Origin of the sequence: Streptomyces sp. NPDC018964 (genome assembly GCF_044390325.1) — a bacterium.
GTDB lineage: Bacteria > Actinomycetota > Actinomycetes > Streptomycetales > Streptomycetaceae > Streptomyces.
In genome coordinates this window covers 59,784-73,371 of record NZ_JBIRYZ010000025.1, presented here as the reverse complement: position 1 = coordinate 73,371, position 13,588 = coordinate 59,784, and the positions used below count along the sequence as shown (strand labels likewise).

14 protein-coding genes and 1 pseudogene are annotated in these 13,588 nt (G+C 70.4%); 8 read left to right on the top strand and 7 right to left on the bottom strand.

Translation table 11 applies throughout. The features are described from left to right. The first annotated feature begins 15 nt into the window (after positions 1-15). Positions 16-1,134: a phosphoserine transaminase gene (serC, locus tag ACH5AO_RS30690; RefSeq protein WP_398930308.1), complete on the top strand. Its 1,119-nt coding sequence runs from the start codon at positions 16-18 to the stop codon at positions 1,132-1,134. Between the two features lie 68 nt (positions 1,135-1,202). Here serC and ACH5AO_RS30685 read toward each other — a convergent pair whose 3' ends face one another. Then, the gene (locus tag ACH5AO_RS30685; RefSeq protein ID WP_398930306.1) at positions 1,203-1,454 is read right to left on the bottom strand and encodes a hypothetical protein; all 252 of its coding nucleotides are present in this window, start codon (positions 1,452-1,454) and stop codon (positions 1,203-1,205) included. Positions 1,455-1,516: 62 nt separating this feature from the next. Between ACH5AO_RS30685 and ACH5AO_RS30680 the strand changes: the two are divergent. Further along, positions 1,517-1,678 (top strand): annotated as a pseudogene (locus ACH5AO_RS30680) (TetR/AcrR family transcriptional regulator C-terminal domain-containing protein); the annotation flags it as partial. A 22-nt stretch (positions 1,679-1,700) separates the two neighbouring features. Here the strand turns inward: ACH5AO_RS30680 and ACH5AO_RS30675 are convergent. Next, positions 1,701-2,675: a WD40 repeat domain-containing protein gene (locus ACH5AO_RS30675; RefSeq protein ID WP_398930304.1), complete on the bottom strand. Its 975-nt coding sequence runs from the start codon at positions 2,673-2,675 to the stop codon at positions 1,701-1,703. Between the two features lie 128 nt (positions 2,676-2,803). Here ACH5AO_RS30675 and ACH5AO_RS30670 point away from each other — a divergent pair, with 128 nt between their 5' ends. The 3 genes from ACH5AO_RS30670 to ACH5AO_RS30660 all read left to right on the top strand — a co-directional run bounded on the left by ACH5AO_RS30670 (position 2,804) and on the right by ACH5AO_RS30660 (position 5,189). After that, on the top strand, positions 2,804-3,451 hold the full coding sequence (locus tag ACH5AO_RS30670) for a GDSL-type esterase/lipase family protein (RefSeq protein ID WP_398930302.1): 648 nt from the start codon (positions 2,804-2,806) through the stop codon (positions 3,449-3,451). Positions 3,452-3,561: 110 nt separating this feature from the next. After that, positions 3,562-4,152, top strand: coding sequence for a Uma2 family endonuclease (locus ACH5AO_RS30665; RefSeq protein ID WP_398930300.1), 591 nt, complete (start codon positions 3,562-3,564; stop codon positions 4,150-4,152). Between the two features lie 44 nt (positions 4,153-4,196). Next, positions 4,197-5,189 (top strand): aldo/keto reductase, encoded by a 993-nt coding sequence (locus ACH5AO_RS30660; RefSeq protein ID WP_398930298.1) that lies wholly within the window; start codon positions 4,197-4,199, stop codon positions 5,187-5,189. Between the two features lie 125 nt (positions 5,190-5,314). Here the strand turns inward: ACH5AO_RS30660 and thpR are convergent, their stop codons facing one another. The 3 genes from thpR to ACH5AO_RS30645 are packed head-to-tail and all read right to left on the bottom strand — an operon-like array spanning position 5,315 to position 7,798. Then, complete coding sequence (gene thpR / locus ACH5AO_RS30655) at positions 5,315-5,935, bottom strand: RNA 2',3'-cyclic phosphodiesterase (protein WP_398930296.1); 621 nt, start codon at positions 5,933-5,935, stop codon at positions 5,315-5,317. 15 nt (positions 5,936-5,950) lie between these two features. After that, complete coding sequence (locus ACH5AO_RS30650; RefSeq protein WP_398930294.1) at positions 5,951-7,324, bottom strand: MFS transporter; 1,374 nt, start codon at positions 7,322-7,324, stop codon at positions 5,951-5,953. A gap of 36 nt (positions 7,325-7,360) precedes the next feature. Next, positions 7,361-7,798 (bottom strand): MarR family winged helix-turn-helix transcriptional regulator, encoded by a 438-nt coding sequence (locus ACH5AO_RS30645; protein ID WP_398930292.1) that lies wholly within the window; start codon positions 7,796-7,798, stop codon positions 7,361-7,363. A 155-nt stretch (positions 7,799-7,953) separates the two neighbouring features. Here ACH5AO_RS30645 and ACH5AO_RS30640 point away from each other — a divergent pair, with 155 nt between their 5' ends. Next, positions 7,954-8,136: a ribbon-helix-helix protein, CopG family gene (locus ACH5AO_RS30640; RefSeq protein ID WP_398930290.1), complete on the top strand. Its 183-nt coding sequence runs from the start codon at positions 7,954-7,956 to the stop codon at positions 8,134-8,136. 48 nt (positions 8,137-8,184) lie between these two features. Here ACH5AO_RS30640 and ACH5AO_RS30635 read toward each other — a convergent pair whose 3' ends face one another. Next, the gene (locus ACH5AO_RS30635) at positions 8,185-9,636 is read right to left on the bottom strand and encodes an NCS2 family permease (protein WP_398930288.1); all 1,452 of its coding nucleotides are present in this window, start codon (positions 9,634-9,636) and stop codon (positions 8,185-8,187) included. 181 nt (positions 9,637-9,817) lie between these two features. Between ACH5AO_RS30635 and ACH5AO_RS30630 the strand changes: the two genes are divergently transcribed. Then, positions 9,818-10,108 (top strand): DUF2530 domain-containing protein, encoded by a 291-nt coding sequence (locus ACH5AO_RS30630; protein ID WP_398930286.1) that lies wholly within the window; start codon positions 9,818-9,820, stop codon positions 10,106-10,108. Positions 10,109-10,312: 204 nt separating this feature from the next. Beyond that, positions 10,313-12,712, top strand: coding sequence for an HAD-IC family P-type ATPase (locus tag ACH5AO_RS30625; protein WP_398930284.1), 2,400 nt, complete (start codon positions 10,313-10,315; stop codon positions 12,710-12,712). A gap of 11 nt (positions 12,713-12,723) precedes the next feature. Here ACH5AO_RS30625 and ACH5AO_RS30620 read toward each other — a convergent pair whose 3' ends face one another. After that, the gene (locus tag ACH5AO_RS30620; RefSeq protein WP_398930282.1) at positions 12,724-13,584 is read right to left on the bottom strand and encodes a DUF5707 domain-containing protein; all 861 of its coding nucleotides are present in this window, start codon (positions 13,582-13,584) and stop codon (positions 12,724-12,726) included. Between the last annotated feature and the right edge of the window lie 4 nt (positions 13,585-13,588).

The window sequence follows — 13,588 nt, the reverse complement described above, 5'->3', positions numbered from 1 at the left end:
CGCTAGGCTCCGGTCGTGGCTGAGATCCGGATTCCTGCTGACATCAAGCCCGCCGACGGTCGTTTCGGTGCGGGTCCCTCCAAGGTGCGGACGGAAGCGCTGGACGCGCTGGCCGCGACCGGCACGTCCCTCATGGGCACCTCCCACCGCCAGGCCCCGGTGAAGAACCTGGTCGGCAAGGTGCGCGAGGGCATCTCCGAGCTGTTCCGGCTCCCCGACGGCTACGAGGTGGTCCTCGGCAACGGCGGCTCCACCGCGTTCTGGGACGTCGCGACCCACGGCCTGATCGAGAACAAGTCGCAGCACCTCACCTTCGGCGAGTTCAGCTCCAAGTTCGCCAAGGCCGCGAAGCTCGCCCCGTGGCTCGCCGAGCCCACCGTCGTCTCCTCCGACCCGGGCACGCACCCGGAGGCCGCCGCCGAGGCGGGCGTGGACGTCTACGCCTTCACCCACAACGAGACCTCCACCGGCGTCGCCATGCCGATCCGGCGGGTCGCCGGCGCCGACGAGGGCGCCCTCGTCCTGGTGGACGCCACCTCCGGCGCGGGCGGCCTCCCGGTCGACATCGCCGAGACGGACGTCTACTACTTCGCCCCGCAGAAGTCCTTCGCCTCCGACGGCGGCCTGTGGATCGGCGTGTTCTCCCCGGCCGCGATCGAGCGCGCCGAGCGGATCCACGCCTCCGGCCGCCACGTCCCGGAGTTCTTCTCCCTGCCCACGGCGATCGACAACTCCCGCAAGAACCAGACGTACAACACCCCGGCGCTGGCCACCCTGTTCCTGCTGAACGAGCAGCTCGAGTGGATCAACGGCCAGGGCGGACTCGACTGGTCCACGGCCCGTACGAAGGACTCCTCGACCCGCCTGTACACCTGGGCGGACAGCGCGAAGTTCGCGGCCCCGTTCGTCACCGACCCGGCCAAGCGCTCCCAGGTCATCGGCACGATCGACTTCACGGACGAGGTCGACGCCGCCGCCGTCGCCAAGGTCCTGCGTGCCAATGGCGTCGTCGACACCGAGCCCTACCGCAAGCTCGGCCGCAACCAGCTCCGGGTCGCGATGTTCCCGGCGATCGACCCGGCGGACGTCGAGGCGCTCACGAAGTGCGTGGACTACGTGATCGAGCAGCTGTAGAGGGCCGTACGCGAGTGAGGGGCGCCCGGTGAACGACCCACCGGGCGCCCCTCGCGCATCCGTACGCGCTACTCCCCGGCGAACAGCTCCTCGGCGCTCGCCACGGTCAACGAGCGGTCGAGCCGACCCTCCAGGACGCCCAGGTCCGCACAGGCCATCACCCGCTCTCGAACAGCGTCCGAGACCTCGACACCCCGCGCCCCAAGAACCCGAAGCACAGCGTTGGCCTCACCCCTCGCCTCACCGTCGGCGTGCACCTTGTGCCACGCCTCCTCCATCACGGTGCCGCTGCCAGGGAAGACCGGGGTGTACGCCTCCATCAGCTTCCTCCCGTACTCAGCAGAAGTCGCGCGAACAGGTCCGGCGCCTTGTGGAAGACCTGATGCAGGCGGCCATGCTCAGCGGGCGCTACCCCGTCCTGGCCGGCCTCTCCGAGGACACCTTCGGCTCCGGCTTCGACCACTTCGAGTTCGGGTTGCAGCGCATCCTGGACGGTCTCGAGGTGTTCGTCGCCGGGCGGAACGCGGAGCGGCAGGACGGCTGATCAACGGCGGATCAACGGCTGATCAGCGGTTGCGGCGTCGCAGCACCCTGAAGAGGAGCACGCAGAGGACGGCCGCCGCGGCGGCGGCACCGATCTTGATCTCGCCCCCGGTGCCGTCGGCGGCGCCGGCGCCGGTCCCGCTCCCCTCCCCCTCGGCACCCGCCCCCGGCTCTCCACCGCCTCCGGGCGCGTCCACGGCCTCGACGGGGCTCTCGGCCCCCTCCATCCCGAGCAGCAGCTTCCTGCCGTCGGTGGTGTAGGTGGCGGACTCGCCCTGCCCCAGGGGCACGCTGATCCGCCCCCCGCGCCGGATCTCGCCGCCGTTCCAGTCGTACCAGATGCCTCCGAGGTAGCCGCGCACGGCGAGCCGCTCGCCGTCCGGGGAGAACGCGGCGTCGGTGGCCCACAGGTCGACGGGGACGGTGGGCTCGAAGACGTTCGTCCCGGAGGCGGAGAGCTTCTCCGGGCCCTCGTACAGGTGGCCGCCGTCCTCGTTCTTGTCGATGATGTAGACCCGTCCGGTCTTCGGGTGGACGACCATCGACTCCGCGTCGCGGGCGCCGTCCGCGTACTTCACGACGTACTGCGTCGCCCGGACCGTCCGGTCCTTCAGCTCCGTCGGCTCGGGCAGTTCGTAGATCCACACGTGGGGCCAGGTGCCGCCGAGGTTGTCCCCGATGTCACCGACGTAGATCTTGTCGCCGGGGCCCATGGAGACGGCCTCGACGTCGCGGAGCGTGCCGACGCCGGAGAGCGCGATACGTGCGACCGTCTCGCCGGTGCCGCCGTCGACGGCGTACAGGTAGGGCCCGTCGTCCTGGTCGTTGTGTGTCCAGTAGACGCCGGGGTGGAGGCGGGAGGCGGCGAGTCCGCTGGACTCGGTGATGCGCGGGTCCTTGAGGGTGAAGCCCTCGTCGCCGTCGACTGCGGAGGCGGCGGGCACGGTGAGCGCACCCGTGAGGAGGGTCGCGGCGAGCAGGGCGAAGGATCGGCGCATGTGCCAAGAGTGCCATCGGTCAACGCACTTCAGGGCGGGTGTCCGGACTCACATCGCGACGGATCGCGGTGACCGGACCGATCGTCCATGATGATCGGGTGCTCAGGTTCATGCCCGTAGGTGACTCGATGACGATCGGGAGCGCGGGCGAACACACCTGGCGCTACCGGCTGTGGCGGCACCTGTGCACGGCGTACGACGGCCCCTTCACGCTGGTCGGCCCGCGCGAGACGCTGCACGACCCGTCGACGGACGCCCCCACCTCGTCCGCGTACGCCGACCCCGGCTTCCCGCGTGCCCACCTGGCCGGCTGGGGCGAGGGCTGGCAGCACATGGCCCCGCTGATCGGCGGGGCCGTGCGCTCCTGTCGCGCGGACGTGCTGCTGGTGTCACTGGGCCTGATCGACCTGGGCTTCTACACCAACGCCGAGCAGACGGCGGAGAACGTCCGCGCCTTCGTCGCCGGGGCGAGGGCCGCGAACCCGCGCGTCCGCGCGGCCGTCATGCCGGTGATCCGCAACGTCCGGGTGGAGTCCGACCCGGCCTTCGCCGGACAGGTCGCCCACTTCAACGAACTCCTCGCGAAGACCGTCGCCGACCTGGACGAGCCGGACTCCTCCCTGCTGCTGGTCCCGCCTCCGGCGTCGTACGACTTCCACACGGACACCTACGACGGCACGCACCCCAATGAGACCGGCGAGCACAGGATCGCGGGGGCGTTCGCGGAGGCGATGTGGCGGGGGTGGGGTCTGGGCGGGCCGTACGGGGCGGCGTAGCGGCCGGGGAGTGCTGGCATATGCGCTCTGCCCCGTGTCCTGTTTACCGTGCGTATCGTTGTACCGCGCGGCTGTACTCGTCGGTGGGACAGCCGGGGAGGAGCGCGACGATGACCGTCCTCGACGACAGGATCGCGATGGCGAAGAGCGACAACACGCGTTGGCTCGACGAGATGTTCGAGCGACTCGAGAAGATGCCCGTCCCCGAGGGATACAAGGTCGAGATCGTCAGGGGGGGCATCTACATGTCGCCACAACGGAACGCACACTGGCAGATCATTTTCCTGATCATCAAAGTGCTCATGGAGCGCTTCGGCGCGGACGTGAAACTGGTGTCGGACGTCCGCATCGACTTTCCCGGCCATCGGAATGGTCTTGCCCCGGACCTGGCGAAACTTCGCGACGACGCCGAAACCGACGCGGAGGGGCGCTGGCACCCCGAGGATGTCGAGTTCATCGCGGAGGTCATCTCCAAGGACACCGGCCAGAAGGACTACGGCCCCAAGAGGACCTCATACGCGCTTGCCGAAGTGCCCGTCTACCTGATCATCGATCCCTACCTGGGCAAGTGCCGTCTGTTCACCCAGCCCAAGGACGGTGACTATCTCAGCGACACATCCGTCACCTTCGGCGGGGAAGTAGACATGACCACTACGCCTCTTGGGCTCACACTCAAGACGGACGGCTTCCCCCGCGACTGAGCCCTCTTGCATAGAGCGCACTCCAGGCCGTTGGCTTGATGACCATGAAGTACACACAGCTCGGACGCACGGGACTCAAGGTCAGCCGACTCGTCCTCGGGACGATGAACTTCGGTCCGCAGACCGACGAGGCCGACAGCCACGCCATCATGGACGCCGCGCTGGACGCGGGACTGAACTTCTTCGACACGGCCAACGTCTACGGCTGGGGCGAGAACAAGGGCCGGACCGAGAGCATCATCGGGAACTGGTTCGCGAAGGGCGGCGAGCGCCGCGACAAGGTGGTCCTCGCGACCAAGGTGTACGGCAACATGGGCGCCGACGGCGAGGCGTGGCCCAACCACGACAAGCTGTCCGCGGTGAACATCCGCCGGGCCGTCGACGCCAGCCTGAAGCGGCTCCAGACGGACTACATCGACGTCTACCAGTTCCACCACGTCGACCGGGACACCCCGTTCGAGGAGATCTGGCAGGCGATCGACGTCCTCGTCCAGCAGGGCAAGATCCTCTACGTCGGGTCCTCGAACTTCCCCGGCTACAAGATCGCCCAGGCCAACGAGATCGCCGCCCGGCGCGGCGGCACCATCGGCCTGGTCAGCGAGCAGTGCCTCTACAACCTCGCCGAGCGCCGCGCCGAGATGGAGGTCATCCCGGCCGCGCAGGAGTACGGGCTCGGGGTCATCCCGTGGTCGCCGCTGCACGGCGGTCTGCTGGGCGGTGTGCTCAAGAAGGAGGTCCAGGGCGGCCGACGCGCCTCCGGGCGGGCCGCCGACACGCTGGCCGACCCGTCGTCCCGCGCGCAGATCCAGGCGTACGAGGACCTGCTCGACAAGCACGGCGTCGAGCCCGGCGAGGCCGCACTGGCCTGGCTGCTCACCCGGCCCGGCGTGACCGGCCCGATCGTCGGCCCGCGCACGGCCGAGCAACTCGCCTCCGCGCTGCGCGCGGTCGAGCTGGAGCTGAGCGAGGAGCTGCTGACCTCGCTGGACGAGATCTTCCCGGGCCCGGGTCCGTCACCGGAGGCCTTCGCCTGGTAGGGCGCGTACGGGGCGGGCGGCGGCGCTAATTGCCCAGCGCCGCCGCCACTGCCACCACGACGAACATCAGCACGAGCACACTGGCCATGATCCGGTTACGAGTCTTCGGGTCCACGCCGTCGAGCCTAACGGGCCGCGCCCAGTGCCCACCGGGTGACCGCCTCGTAGCGGGGCTGCTCGCCCGGCACTCCGGACGTCGGCAGGTCGCTGCGCACCAGCACCAGCTCGTCCACGGTCCAGGTGCGGCTGCGGAACGCGTGCAGGGCCGCCACGTACGGCCGTACGTCGACGGTGCCCCGGCCGCGGGCCACCGTCAGGTGGGCCTTATAGCGCCGGTGCTCGTCCATGGCCACGCCCGCCTTCCGCGCCGCCGCCCCGGCCCGCTCGGCCAGCAGCCGCATGGCGCGCAGGTCCCCCTCCGCACCGACCCACAGCACCCTGCCGTGCCCGAACTGTCCGCCGCCGCACAGGGCCAGCTCGAAGGAGTCCGTCCGGGCCGCGGCCCGCTCCAGCCGCGCGGTCAGCTCCGGCACGAGCTCGTCGTCGACCTCGCCGTAGAACGCGAGCGTGAAGTGCCAATCAGCGGCTCCGCCTCGGGGCCGGTCAGCGGCTCCGCCGCAGGACCACCCGGCCCGCCCGGTCCACCGCATCCCGTCCGCCCCGGGCAGCCTCCGCAACTCCGCGACCTCGGCGGCGAGCTCCTGGAGCACGTCCTCGGGCGGCAGTACGGCGGCGAAGAGTCTCATGGGGCCAGTCTGCCGTCAGACCGCCGGCGTCAGCGTCTCCCGACGCTCCCGTGGCAGGAACCGCACCTGCGGGTGCCCCCGGTGCCAGCCCACCGACAGGCGCAGGCCGCCGACCCTGGCCAGGATCAGGCCGATGACGGCCGCCGCGGCGACCGCGACCGCGCCGCCGGCCGCGAAGCCGACGCGGGCGCCGTAGGTGTCGGTGATCCAGCCGACGATCGGGGCGCCGACCGGGGAGCCGCCGAGGAAGACCATCATGTACAGGGCCATGACGCGGCCGCGCATCGCCGGGTCGGTGGCCATCTGGAGGCTGGTGTTGGTGGTGACGTTGACGGTCATCGAGAACAGGCCCAGCGGGACCATGATCAGGGCGAACATCCACAGCTCCGGCGACGCGGCGGCGAGGATCTCCAGCGTGCCGAAGGCCAGCGCGGCCAGGATCAGCAGCCGCAGCCGTGCCGTGCCGCGCCGGGCGGCGAGCAGGGCGCCGGAGACGGAGCCGACCGCCATCAGCGTGTTGAACATGCTGTAGGTGCCCGCGCCCCCGTGGAAGACGTCGTCGGCGAAGGCCGAGAGGTAGACGGGGAAGTTGAAGGCGAAGGTGCCGATGAAGCCGACCAGGACGATCGGCCAGATCAGCTCGGGCCGCCCGGTGACGTAGCGCAGGCCCTCCCGCAGCTGCCCCTTGCCGCGCGGGGCGCGCTCGACGGCGTGCAGTTCCCGGGCGCGCATCAGCATCAGGCCGGCGAGCGGCGCGACGAAGGACAGGCCGTTGAGGAGGAACGCCCAGCCGGTGCCGACGCCGGTGATCAGCAGGCCCGCGACGGCGGGGCCGACCAGGCGGGCGGACTGGAAGTTCGCGGAGTTCAGGCTGACCGCGTTCTGCAGCTGGCCGGGGCCGACGAGCTCGGAGACGAAGGACTGGCGGGCCGGGTTGTCGACGACGGTCGCGAGACCGAGGGCGAAGGCGGCGACGTAGATGTGCCAGACCTCGACCCGGTCCGTCAGGGTGAGGGCGGCGAGGGCGAGGGAGGTGAGGGCCATCGCGGTCTGCGTGACGAGCAGCGTGGGGCGCTTGCGCAGGCGGTCGACGAGGACGCCGCCGTACAGGCCGAACAGCAGCATCGGCAGGAACTGCAGGGCCGTGGTGATGCCGACGGCGGCCGAGGAGCCGGTGAGGCCGAGGACCAGCCAGTCCTGGGCGATGCGCTGCATCCAGGTGCCGATGTTGGAGACGACCTGACCGATGAAGAACAGGCGGTAGTTCCTGACCTTCAGCGAGGAGAACATCGAGGTCTTGCGGGTGGGGGTGGAGGTGGGGTCGGGGGCGGCCGGGGTGTCGTGGGGGTCAGGTGCGGGGGCGGAAGCTGCTCCGGGTCCCGTACTCAAAAGGGTTCGCCTCCTGGCTGTCGGTGTGCCGTGTGTTCAGACGTGCGCCAGCTTCTCCAGCACGGGGGCGGCGGCGCGCAGTTTCGCCCACTCGTCGTCGTCGAGTTCCTCGGCCAGCGAGGCCAGGAACGCGTTCCGCTTGCGGCGGCTCTCCTCGAGCATCGCCTCGGCCCGCCCGGTCTGTGTGACGACCTTCTGGCGGCGGTCGTCGGGGTGCGGCTCGAGGCGGACCAGTCCCTTGCTCTCCAGCAGGGCCACGATGCGGGTCATCGACGGTGGCTGGACGTGCTCCTTGCGGGCGAGCTCGCCCGGGGTGGCCCGGCCGCAGCGGGCCAGGGTGCCCAGCACCGACATCTCGGTGGGGCTGAGGGACTCGTCGACGCGCTGGTGCTTGAGCCGACGGGACAGCCGCATCACGGCGGATCGGAGGGCGTTCACGGCGGCTGCGTCGTCGCCATGGCTGAGGTCCGGCATGTTCTTTAGCGTAACTCATTACTCTCGCTAAGGACCACCCGGGAAGCGCGTACGCGCCCGTGACCCCCGCCACTGTCACGCTCTCTCACCCGTACGAGTGATTCATCCGCGAATCGTGGCGCGCCACACCATGGTGTGCAGCAACCCTCATGCGCATGGGGACCGACGTGTTCAGCCTGCGCATCGACCACGACCTGCTCGAACGACTCCGCGCTCATGCCGCCAGACGCGGCATGAGCGTCCAGGACTATGTCGTCCGGACGCTCATGCGCGATGACTTCGACCAGCGGTTCCAGACCGCCGTCGAGGAGACGGAGAAGTTCTACGGGGTCACGTGAGGCCCGTGGTACGGGGCCGGGTGAGGCCCGTGGGACCCGTGTGCGGGATCAGGTGAGGCCCAGGGCCGGCATCAGGTAGTAGAAGGCGAACACCGCCGCCACCACGTACATCGCCGGCGGGACCTCCCGGCCGCGGCCGGCCGCCAGCCGCAGCACCGCGAAGGTGATGAAGCCCATGCCGATGCCGTTGGTGATCGAGTAGGTGAACGGCATCATCACCATCGTCACGAAGGCCGGGACGGCGATCGTGTGGTCCGCCCAGTCGATCTCCTTGACCGAACCGGCCAGGATCAGGAAGCCCACCGCGAGCAGCGCCGGGGTGGCCGCCTGGGACGGGACCATCGTGGCGACGGGCGTGAGGAACAGCGCCACCGCGAACAGTCCGCCGGTGACGACGTTGGCGAAGCCGGTCCTCGCCCCCTCGCCGACCCCGGCCGTGGACTCCACGAACGCGGTGGTGGCCGAGGAGGAGCTGGCACCGCCGGCGGCGACCGCGACACCGTCGATGAACAGGACCTTGTTGATGCCGGGCATCTGGCCCTGCGCGTCGGTCAGCCTGGCCTCGTCCGAGACGCCCATGATCGTGCCCATCGCGTCGAAGAAGCACGACAGCAGCACGGTGAAGACGAACAGGACGCCGGTCAGCACGCCCACCTTGCCGAAGCCGCCGAACAGGCTGACCTCGCCGACCAGGCCGAAGTCGGGCGTGGCGACCGGGTTGCCGGGCCAGGTCGGCGTCGTCAGGCCCCAGGACGGGACGTCGGCGACGGCGTTGATGATCACCGCGAGGACCGTCATCGCGACGATCGAGATGAGGATCGCGCCCGGCACCCGGCGCACGATCAGCGCCAGCGTCAGCAGCGCGCCGAGGACGAAGACGAGCACCGGCCAGCCGGTGAGGTGACCGCCGGTGCCGAGCTGGAGCGGGACGGTGGTCTGGGCGGCGTCCGGCATACGGGTGACGAACCCGGAGTCGACCAGACCGATCAGCATGATGAACAAGCCGATGCCGATGGCGATGGCCTTGCGCAGACCGTGCGGGACGGCGTTCATCACGCGCTCGCGCAGACCGGTGGCGACCAGCAGCATCACGACGAAACCGGCCAGCACCACCATGCCCATGGCGTCCGGCCACGACATGCGCGGCGCGAGCTGGAGCGCGACGACCGAGTTCACGCCGAGACCGGCGGCCAGCGCGATCGGGACGTTGCCGATGACGCCCATGAGCAGCGTGGTGAACGCCGCGGTCAGGGCGGTCGCGGTGACCAGCTGGCCGTTGTCGAGCTGGTTGCCGTACATGTCCTTCGCGCTGCCCAGGATGATCGGGTTCAGCACGATGATGTACGCCATGGCGAAGAAGGTGGCGAAACCTCCCCGGATCTCACGGGGCAGGGTGCTGCCGCGCTCGGAGATCCGGAAGTAGCGGTCGAGGGCGCCGGACGCGGCACCCGGCCCCGGCTGCTCGGGGGTGGGGGCCTTGGTGGTGGCCGACGGGGACATGCGGGGACCTCATCACCGGTGGGCGCCCCCCGAAGCCCTTTGGTGTTTTCTACGAATGAAAGCGGTCAGAGACAAACGGATTCAGTATGAACATATAACGTCGTCCACGCTATCTCCGCGCGTAGAACCGTGGGGGCCCGTGCGGTCCCCGTCACGCGCCGGGCCTCGTAAGCTTGTCCGCATGGCGAAGTGGACCCCCAAGCACGAGGCGCCGGAGCCCCTGGAGGGCCCCGTGGTCGCCACCATCATCGGCGGCACGATCGTCTGGTTCGCCCTGTTCCTGGTCCAGTTGCCGTTCTACGGCTGGTTCGACGACCACGGCCACACCTGGTGGCTGTGGACCTGCCTGGCCGGCGGCGGGCTCGGCTTCATCGGCATCTGGTACGTCCGCAGGCGCGAGGCCGCGATCCAGCGGGCGCGGGCGGCCGGGGCACCGGAGCCGGACCGCTCCCCCACCCCGCCGGCCGCCTGAGCCCGGCGGCCTCCGCGCCGCCGCCGTACCTGCCCGGCCCGACCGGCTCCCGCACCACCGCCGTACGACTGAGCCCGGCCGACCGAACCAGGCCGGCCTCCCCGCCACCGCCGTACGACCACGGCACTACGGCCGTCCTCCCCAGGTCGGATCTTCCGCCGATCGGGTGGGTGACCCCCCGGATCCGCACGTACCGTCGAATGCATGACGCATCTCGAGGCGGGCGACCGGGTCGACGGCGTGCGACCCGCCGAGGTCACCTCACCGGTGACCGGTCTGACGGCCGCGGAAGTGGCCGACCGGGTGGCGCGCGGGCAGGTCAACGACGTACCGGTGCGCAGCAGCCGGTCCCTGGCCGAGATCGTCCGCGCGAACGTCCTCACCCGGTTCAACGCGATCATCGGCGTGCTCTGGCTGATCATGCTGGTGGTCGCGCCCATCCAGGACAGCCTGTTCGGCTTCGTGATCCTCGCCAACACCGGCATCGGCATCGTCCAGGAGTGGCGGGCGAAGAAGACCCTCGACTCCCTCGCGGTGATCGGCGAGGTACGGCCCACGGTGCGCCGGGACGGGACGGCCGCGGAGGTCGGCACCTCCGAGATCGTGCTGGACGACCTGATCGAGATCGGGCCGGGGGACAAGGTCGTCGTCGACGGGGTGTGCGCCGAGGCGGACGGCCTGGAGATCGACGAGTCGCTGCTCACCGGCGAGGCCGACCCCGTGGTGAAGCGGCCCGGGGACCAGGTCATGTCCGGCAGCTTCGTCGTCGCGGGCGGCGGCGCCTTCCAGGCGACCCGGGTGGGGCGCGAGGCGTACGCGGCGCAGCTCGCCGAGGAGGCGTCCCGGTTCACGCTGGTCCACTCCGAGCTGCGTTCGGGCATCTCCACGATCCTCAAGTACGTGACGTGGATGATGGTGCCGACCGCGATCGGTCTGATCGTCAGCCAGCTGGTGGTCAAGGACAACGAGCTGAAGGACTCGGTCGCCCGCACGGTCGGCGGGATCGTGCCGATGGTCCCCGAGGGGCTGGTCCTGCTCACCTCGGTCGCCTTCGCGATCGGGGTGATCCGGCTGGGGCGCAAGCAGTGCCTGGTGCAGGAGCTGCCGGCGATCGAGGGGCTGGCCCGCGTCGACACGGTCTGCCTGGACAAGACCGGCACGCTCACCGAGGGCGGCATGGACGTCACCGAGCTGCGGGTGCTGGGGGACGGTGACGAGGCGTACCTCCGCGAGGTGCTGGGGGAACTCGGCTCGGCGGACCCCCGCCCGAACGCCTCCCTGAAGGCGATCATCGACGCGTACCCGGACACCACCGGGTGGCGCCTCACCGACACGCTGCCCTTCTCCTCCGCCCGCAAGTACAGCGGCGCGACGTTCGACGAGGGCTCCGGCACGTCCGTCACCTGGCTGCTGGGGGCGCCCGACGTGCTGCTGGACCCCGGCGACCCGGCGCTGGCCGAGACCGGGCGGATGAACGAGCAGGGACTGCGCGTGCTGCTGCTCGCCCGCGCCCGTGACGGCGTGGACGTCGACGACCCCGCCGCCGCCGAGGGCGTACGGCCGGCCGCGCTGGTGGTGCTGGAGCAGCGGCTGCGCCCCGACGCGGCCGACACCCTGCGCTACTTCGCCGAGCAGGACGTCCGGGCCAAGGTCATCTCCGGGGACAACGCGGTGTCGGTCGGGGCGGTCGCGTCCAAGCTGGGCCTGTCGGGGACGGCGGTGGACGCGCGCCGGCTGCCCGCCGACCCGGACGGGATGGCGAAGGCGCTGGACGACGGCACGGTGTTCGGGCGGGTCACCCCGCAGCAGAAGCGGAACATGGTGGGCGCGCTCCAGTCGAACGGCCACACGGTCGCGATGACCGGCGACGGCGTGAACGACGTGCTCGCGCTGAAGGACGCCGACATCGGCGTGGCGATGGGCTCCGGGTCGGAGGCCACGCGGGCGGTCGCCCAGATCGTGCTGCTGAACAACAGCTTCGCCACGCTGCCGTCGGTGGTGGCGGAGGGGCGGCGGGTGATCGGCAACATCACCCGGGTCGCGACGCTGTTCCTGGTGAAGACGGTGTACTCGGTGCTGCTGGCGGTGCTGGTGGTGGTCTCGCAGGTGGAGTACCCGTTCCTGCCGCGCCACCTGACCCTGCTGTCGACGCTGACCATCGGCGTCCCGGCGTTCTTCCTCGCCCTCGCCCCCAACAGGGAACGGGCGCGGCCGAACTTCGTGCGGCGGGTCATGCGGTACGCGATCCCGGGCGGGGTGCTGGCCGCGGTGGCGACGTTCGCGTCGTACCTGGTCGCCCGGGAGCACTACACCGGTGCGGGCGCGCTGGAGGCGGAGACGAGCGCGGCGACGCTGACGCTGTTCCTGATCTCGCTCTGGGTGCTGGCGATCATCGCCCGGCCGTACACCTGGTGGCGGATCGGGCTGGTCGCGGCGATGGGGGCCGGGTTCCTGCTGGTGCTGGTGGTGCCGTGGCTGCAGGAGTTCTTCGCGCTGAGGCTGGTCGGCATGACCATGCCCTGGACGGCGACCGGGATCGCGGTGGTGGCGGCGGCCACCCTGGAACTCCTGTGGAGGTGGGTGGACCGCCGCGTTCCCGCTTAGCGCGGAGGCGCTTACTTCACGTCGACGAAGTCACCGGCCGCGTTGACCGCCGGGGTGGTCGTGGTGCCCGCGAAGGAGTAGCGGTAGTAGCCGTCGGCGGAGGCCTTGACGGTGGTCTTCAGCTCGCCCTTGGAGTTGGTCTTGATGGTCTTGACCGTGGTGTAGGTGCTGGAGCTCTTCTTGCGGAACTGCAGCTTCACCGACTGGCCGGTGTAGCCGGCGTACTTGCCGGTCTCCCAGTTGGCGCGGGACAGCTTGCCCGTGACGGTGACGGTCTTGCCCTTCTTCACCGGCTCGGGGGAGGCGTTGACGGTGAGCTTGGAGTAGCGCTGGACCTTGTGGGTCGTGTGGTAGTCGTTCCCGTACACGCTGCCGTCGCCGGAGAGCGCCGCGACGGACACCTTCCAGGTGCCGGCCAGGGAGTTCTGGTACAGGTCGATACCCGGGTAGGCCGTGAAGGTGAGCTTGCAGGTGGAGGTGGTGGCGCTGGAGGCCTTGCAGCTGGCGACCTCCTCGTTCGGGATGAGCACGCCGTCGAGGCCCTCTTCCGTGAGCGCGGTGCCGTGCCACAGGGCGACGAAGGCGTCCTCGATGCCCGTCGAGTGGCGGGCGGTCACCGACACGGTGAAGTTCTTGGCGTTGGTGGTGCCGACGGCGACGGCCTTGCCCGAGTTGATGGTCACCTTGGTGACGACGGGCAGTTCCTCCGCGGCGGCGCGGAAGCCCGACTTGGCGGAGGGGGTTCCGAAGCGCTCGGCGGCGCTCGGCACGTCGAGGGCCGCGTCGTGACCGTCGGCGTGCGCGGCCGGGACGGCGAGGGCGGACAGGGCCAGGGCGCCGGAGACGGCGGCCACGGTGGCGCGAATACGCATGTGT

Coding starts and splice junctions, on each gene's coding strand:
- ACH5AO_RS30660 (WP_398930298.1), top strand. CDS start 4,197: ATGAAGTACACACAGCTCGGACGCACGGGACTCAAGGTCAGCCGACTC.
- ACH5AO_RS30685 (WP_398930306.1), bottom strand. CDS start 1,454: ATGGAGGCGTACACCCCGGTCTTCCCTGGCAGCGGCACCGTGATGGAG.
- ACH5AO_RS30640 (WP_398930290.1), top strand. CDS start 7,954: ATGGGGACCGACGTGTTCAGCCTGCGCATCGACCACGACCTGCTCGAA.
- ACH5AO_RS30675 (WP_398930304.1), bottom strand. CDS start 2,675: ATGCGCCGATCCTTCGCCCTGCTCGCCGCGACCCTCCTCACGGGTGCG.
- ACH5AO_RS30635 (WP_398930288.1), bottom strand. CDS start 9,636: ATGTCCCCGTCGGCCACCACCAAGGCCCCCACCCCCGAGCAGCCGGGG.
- ACH5AO_RS30645 (WP_398930292.1), bottom strand. CDS start 7,798: ATGCCGGACCTCAGCCATGGCGACGACGCAGCCGCCGTGAACGCCCTC.
- ACH5AO_RS30670 (WP_398930302.1), top strand. CDS start 2,804: ATGACGATCGGGAGCGCGGGCGAACACACCTGGCGCTACCGGCTGTGG.
- ACH5AO_RS30630 (WP_398930286.1), top strand. CDS start 9,818: ATGGCGAAGTGGACCCCCAAGCACGAGGCGCCGGAGCCCCTGGAGGGC.
- ACH5AO_RS30665 (WP_398930300.1), top strand. CDS start 3,562: ATGACCGTCCTCGACGACAGGATCGCGATGGCGAAGAGCGACAACACG.
- thpR (WP_398930296.1), bottom strand. CDS start 5,935: ATGAGACTCTTCGCCGCCGTACTGCCGCCCGAGGACGTGCTCCAGGAG.
- ACH5AO_RS30620 (WP_398930282.1), bottom strand. CDS start 13,584: ATGCGTATTCGCGCCACCGTGGCCGCCGTCTCCGGCGCCCTGGCCCTG.
- ACH5AO_RS30625 (WP_398930284.1), top strand. CDS start 10,313: ATGACGCATCTCGAGGCGGGCGACCGGGTCGACGGCGTGCGACCCGCC.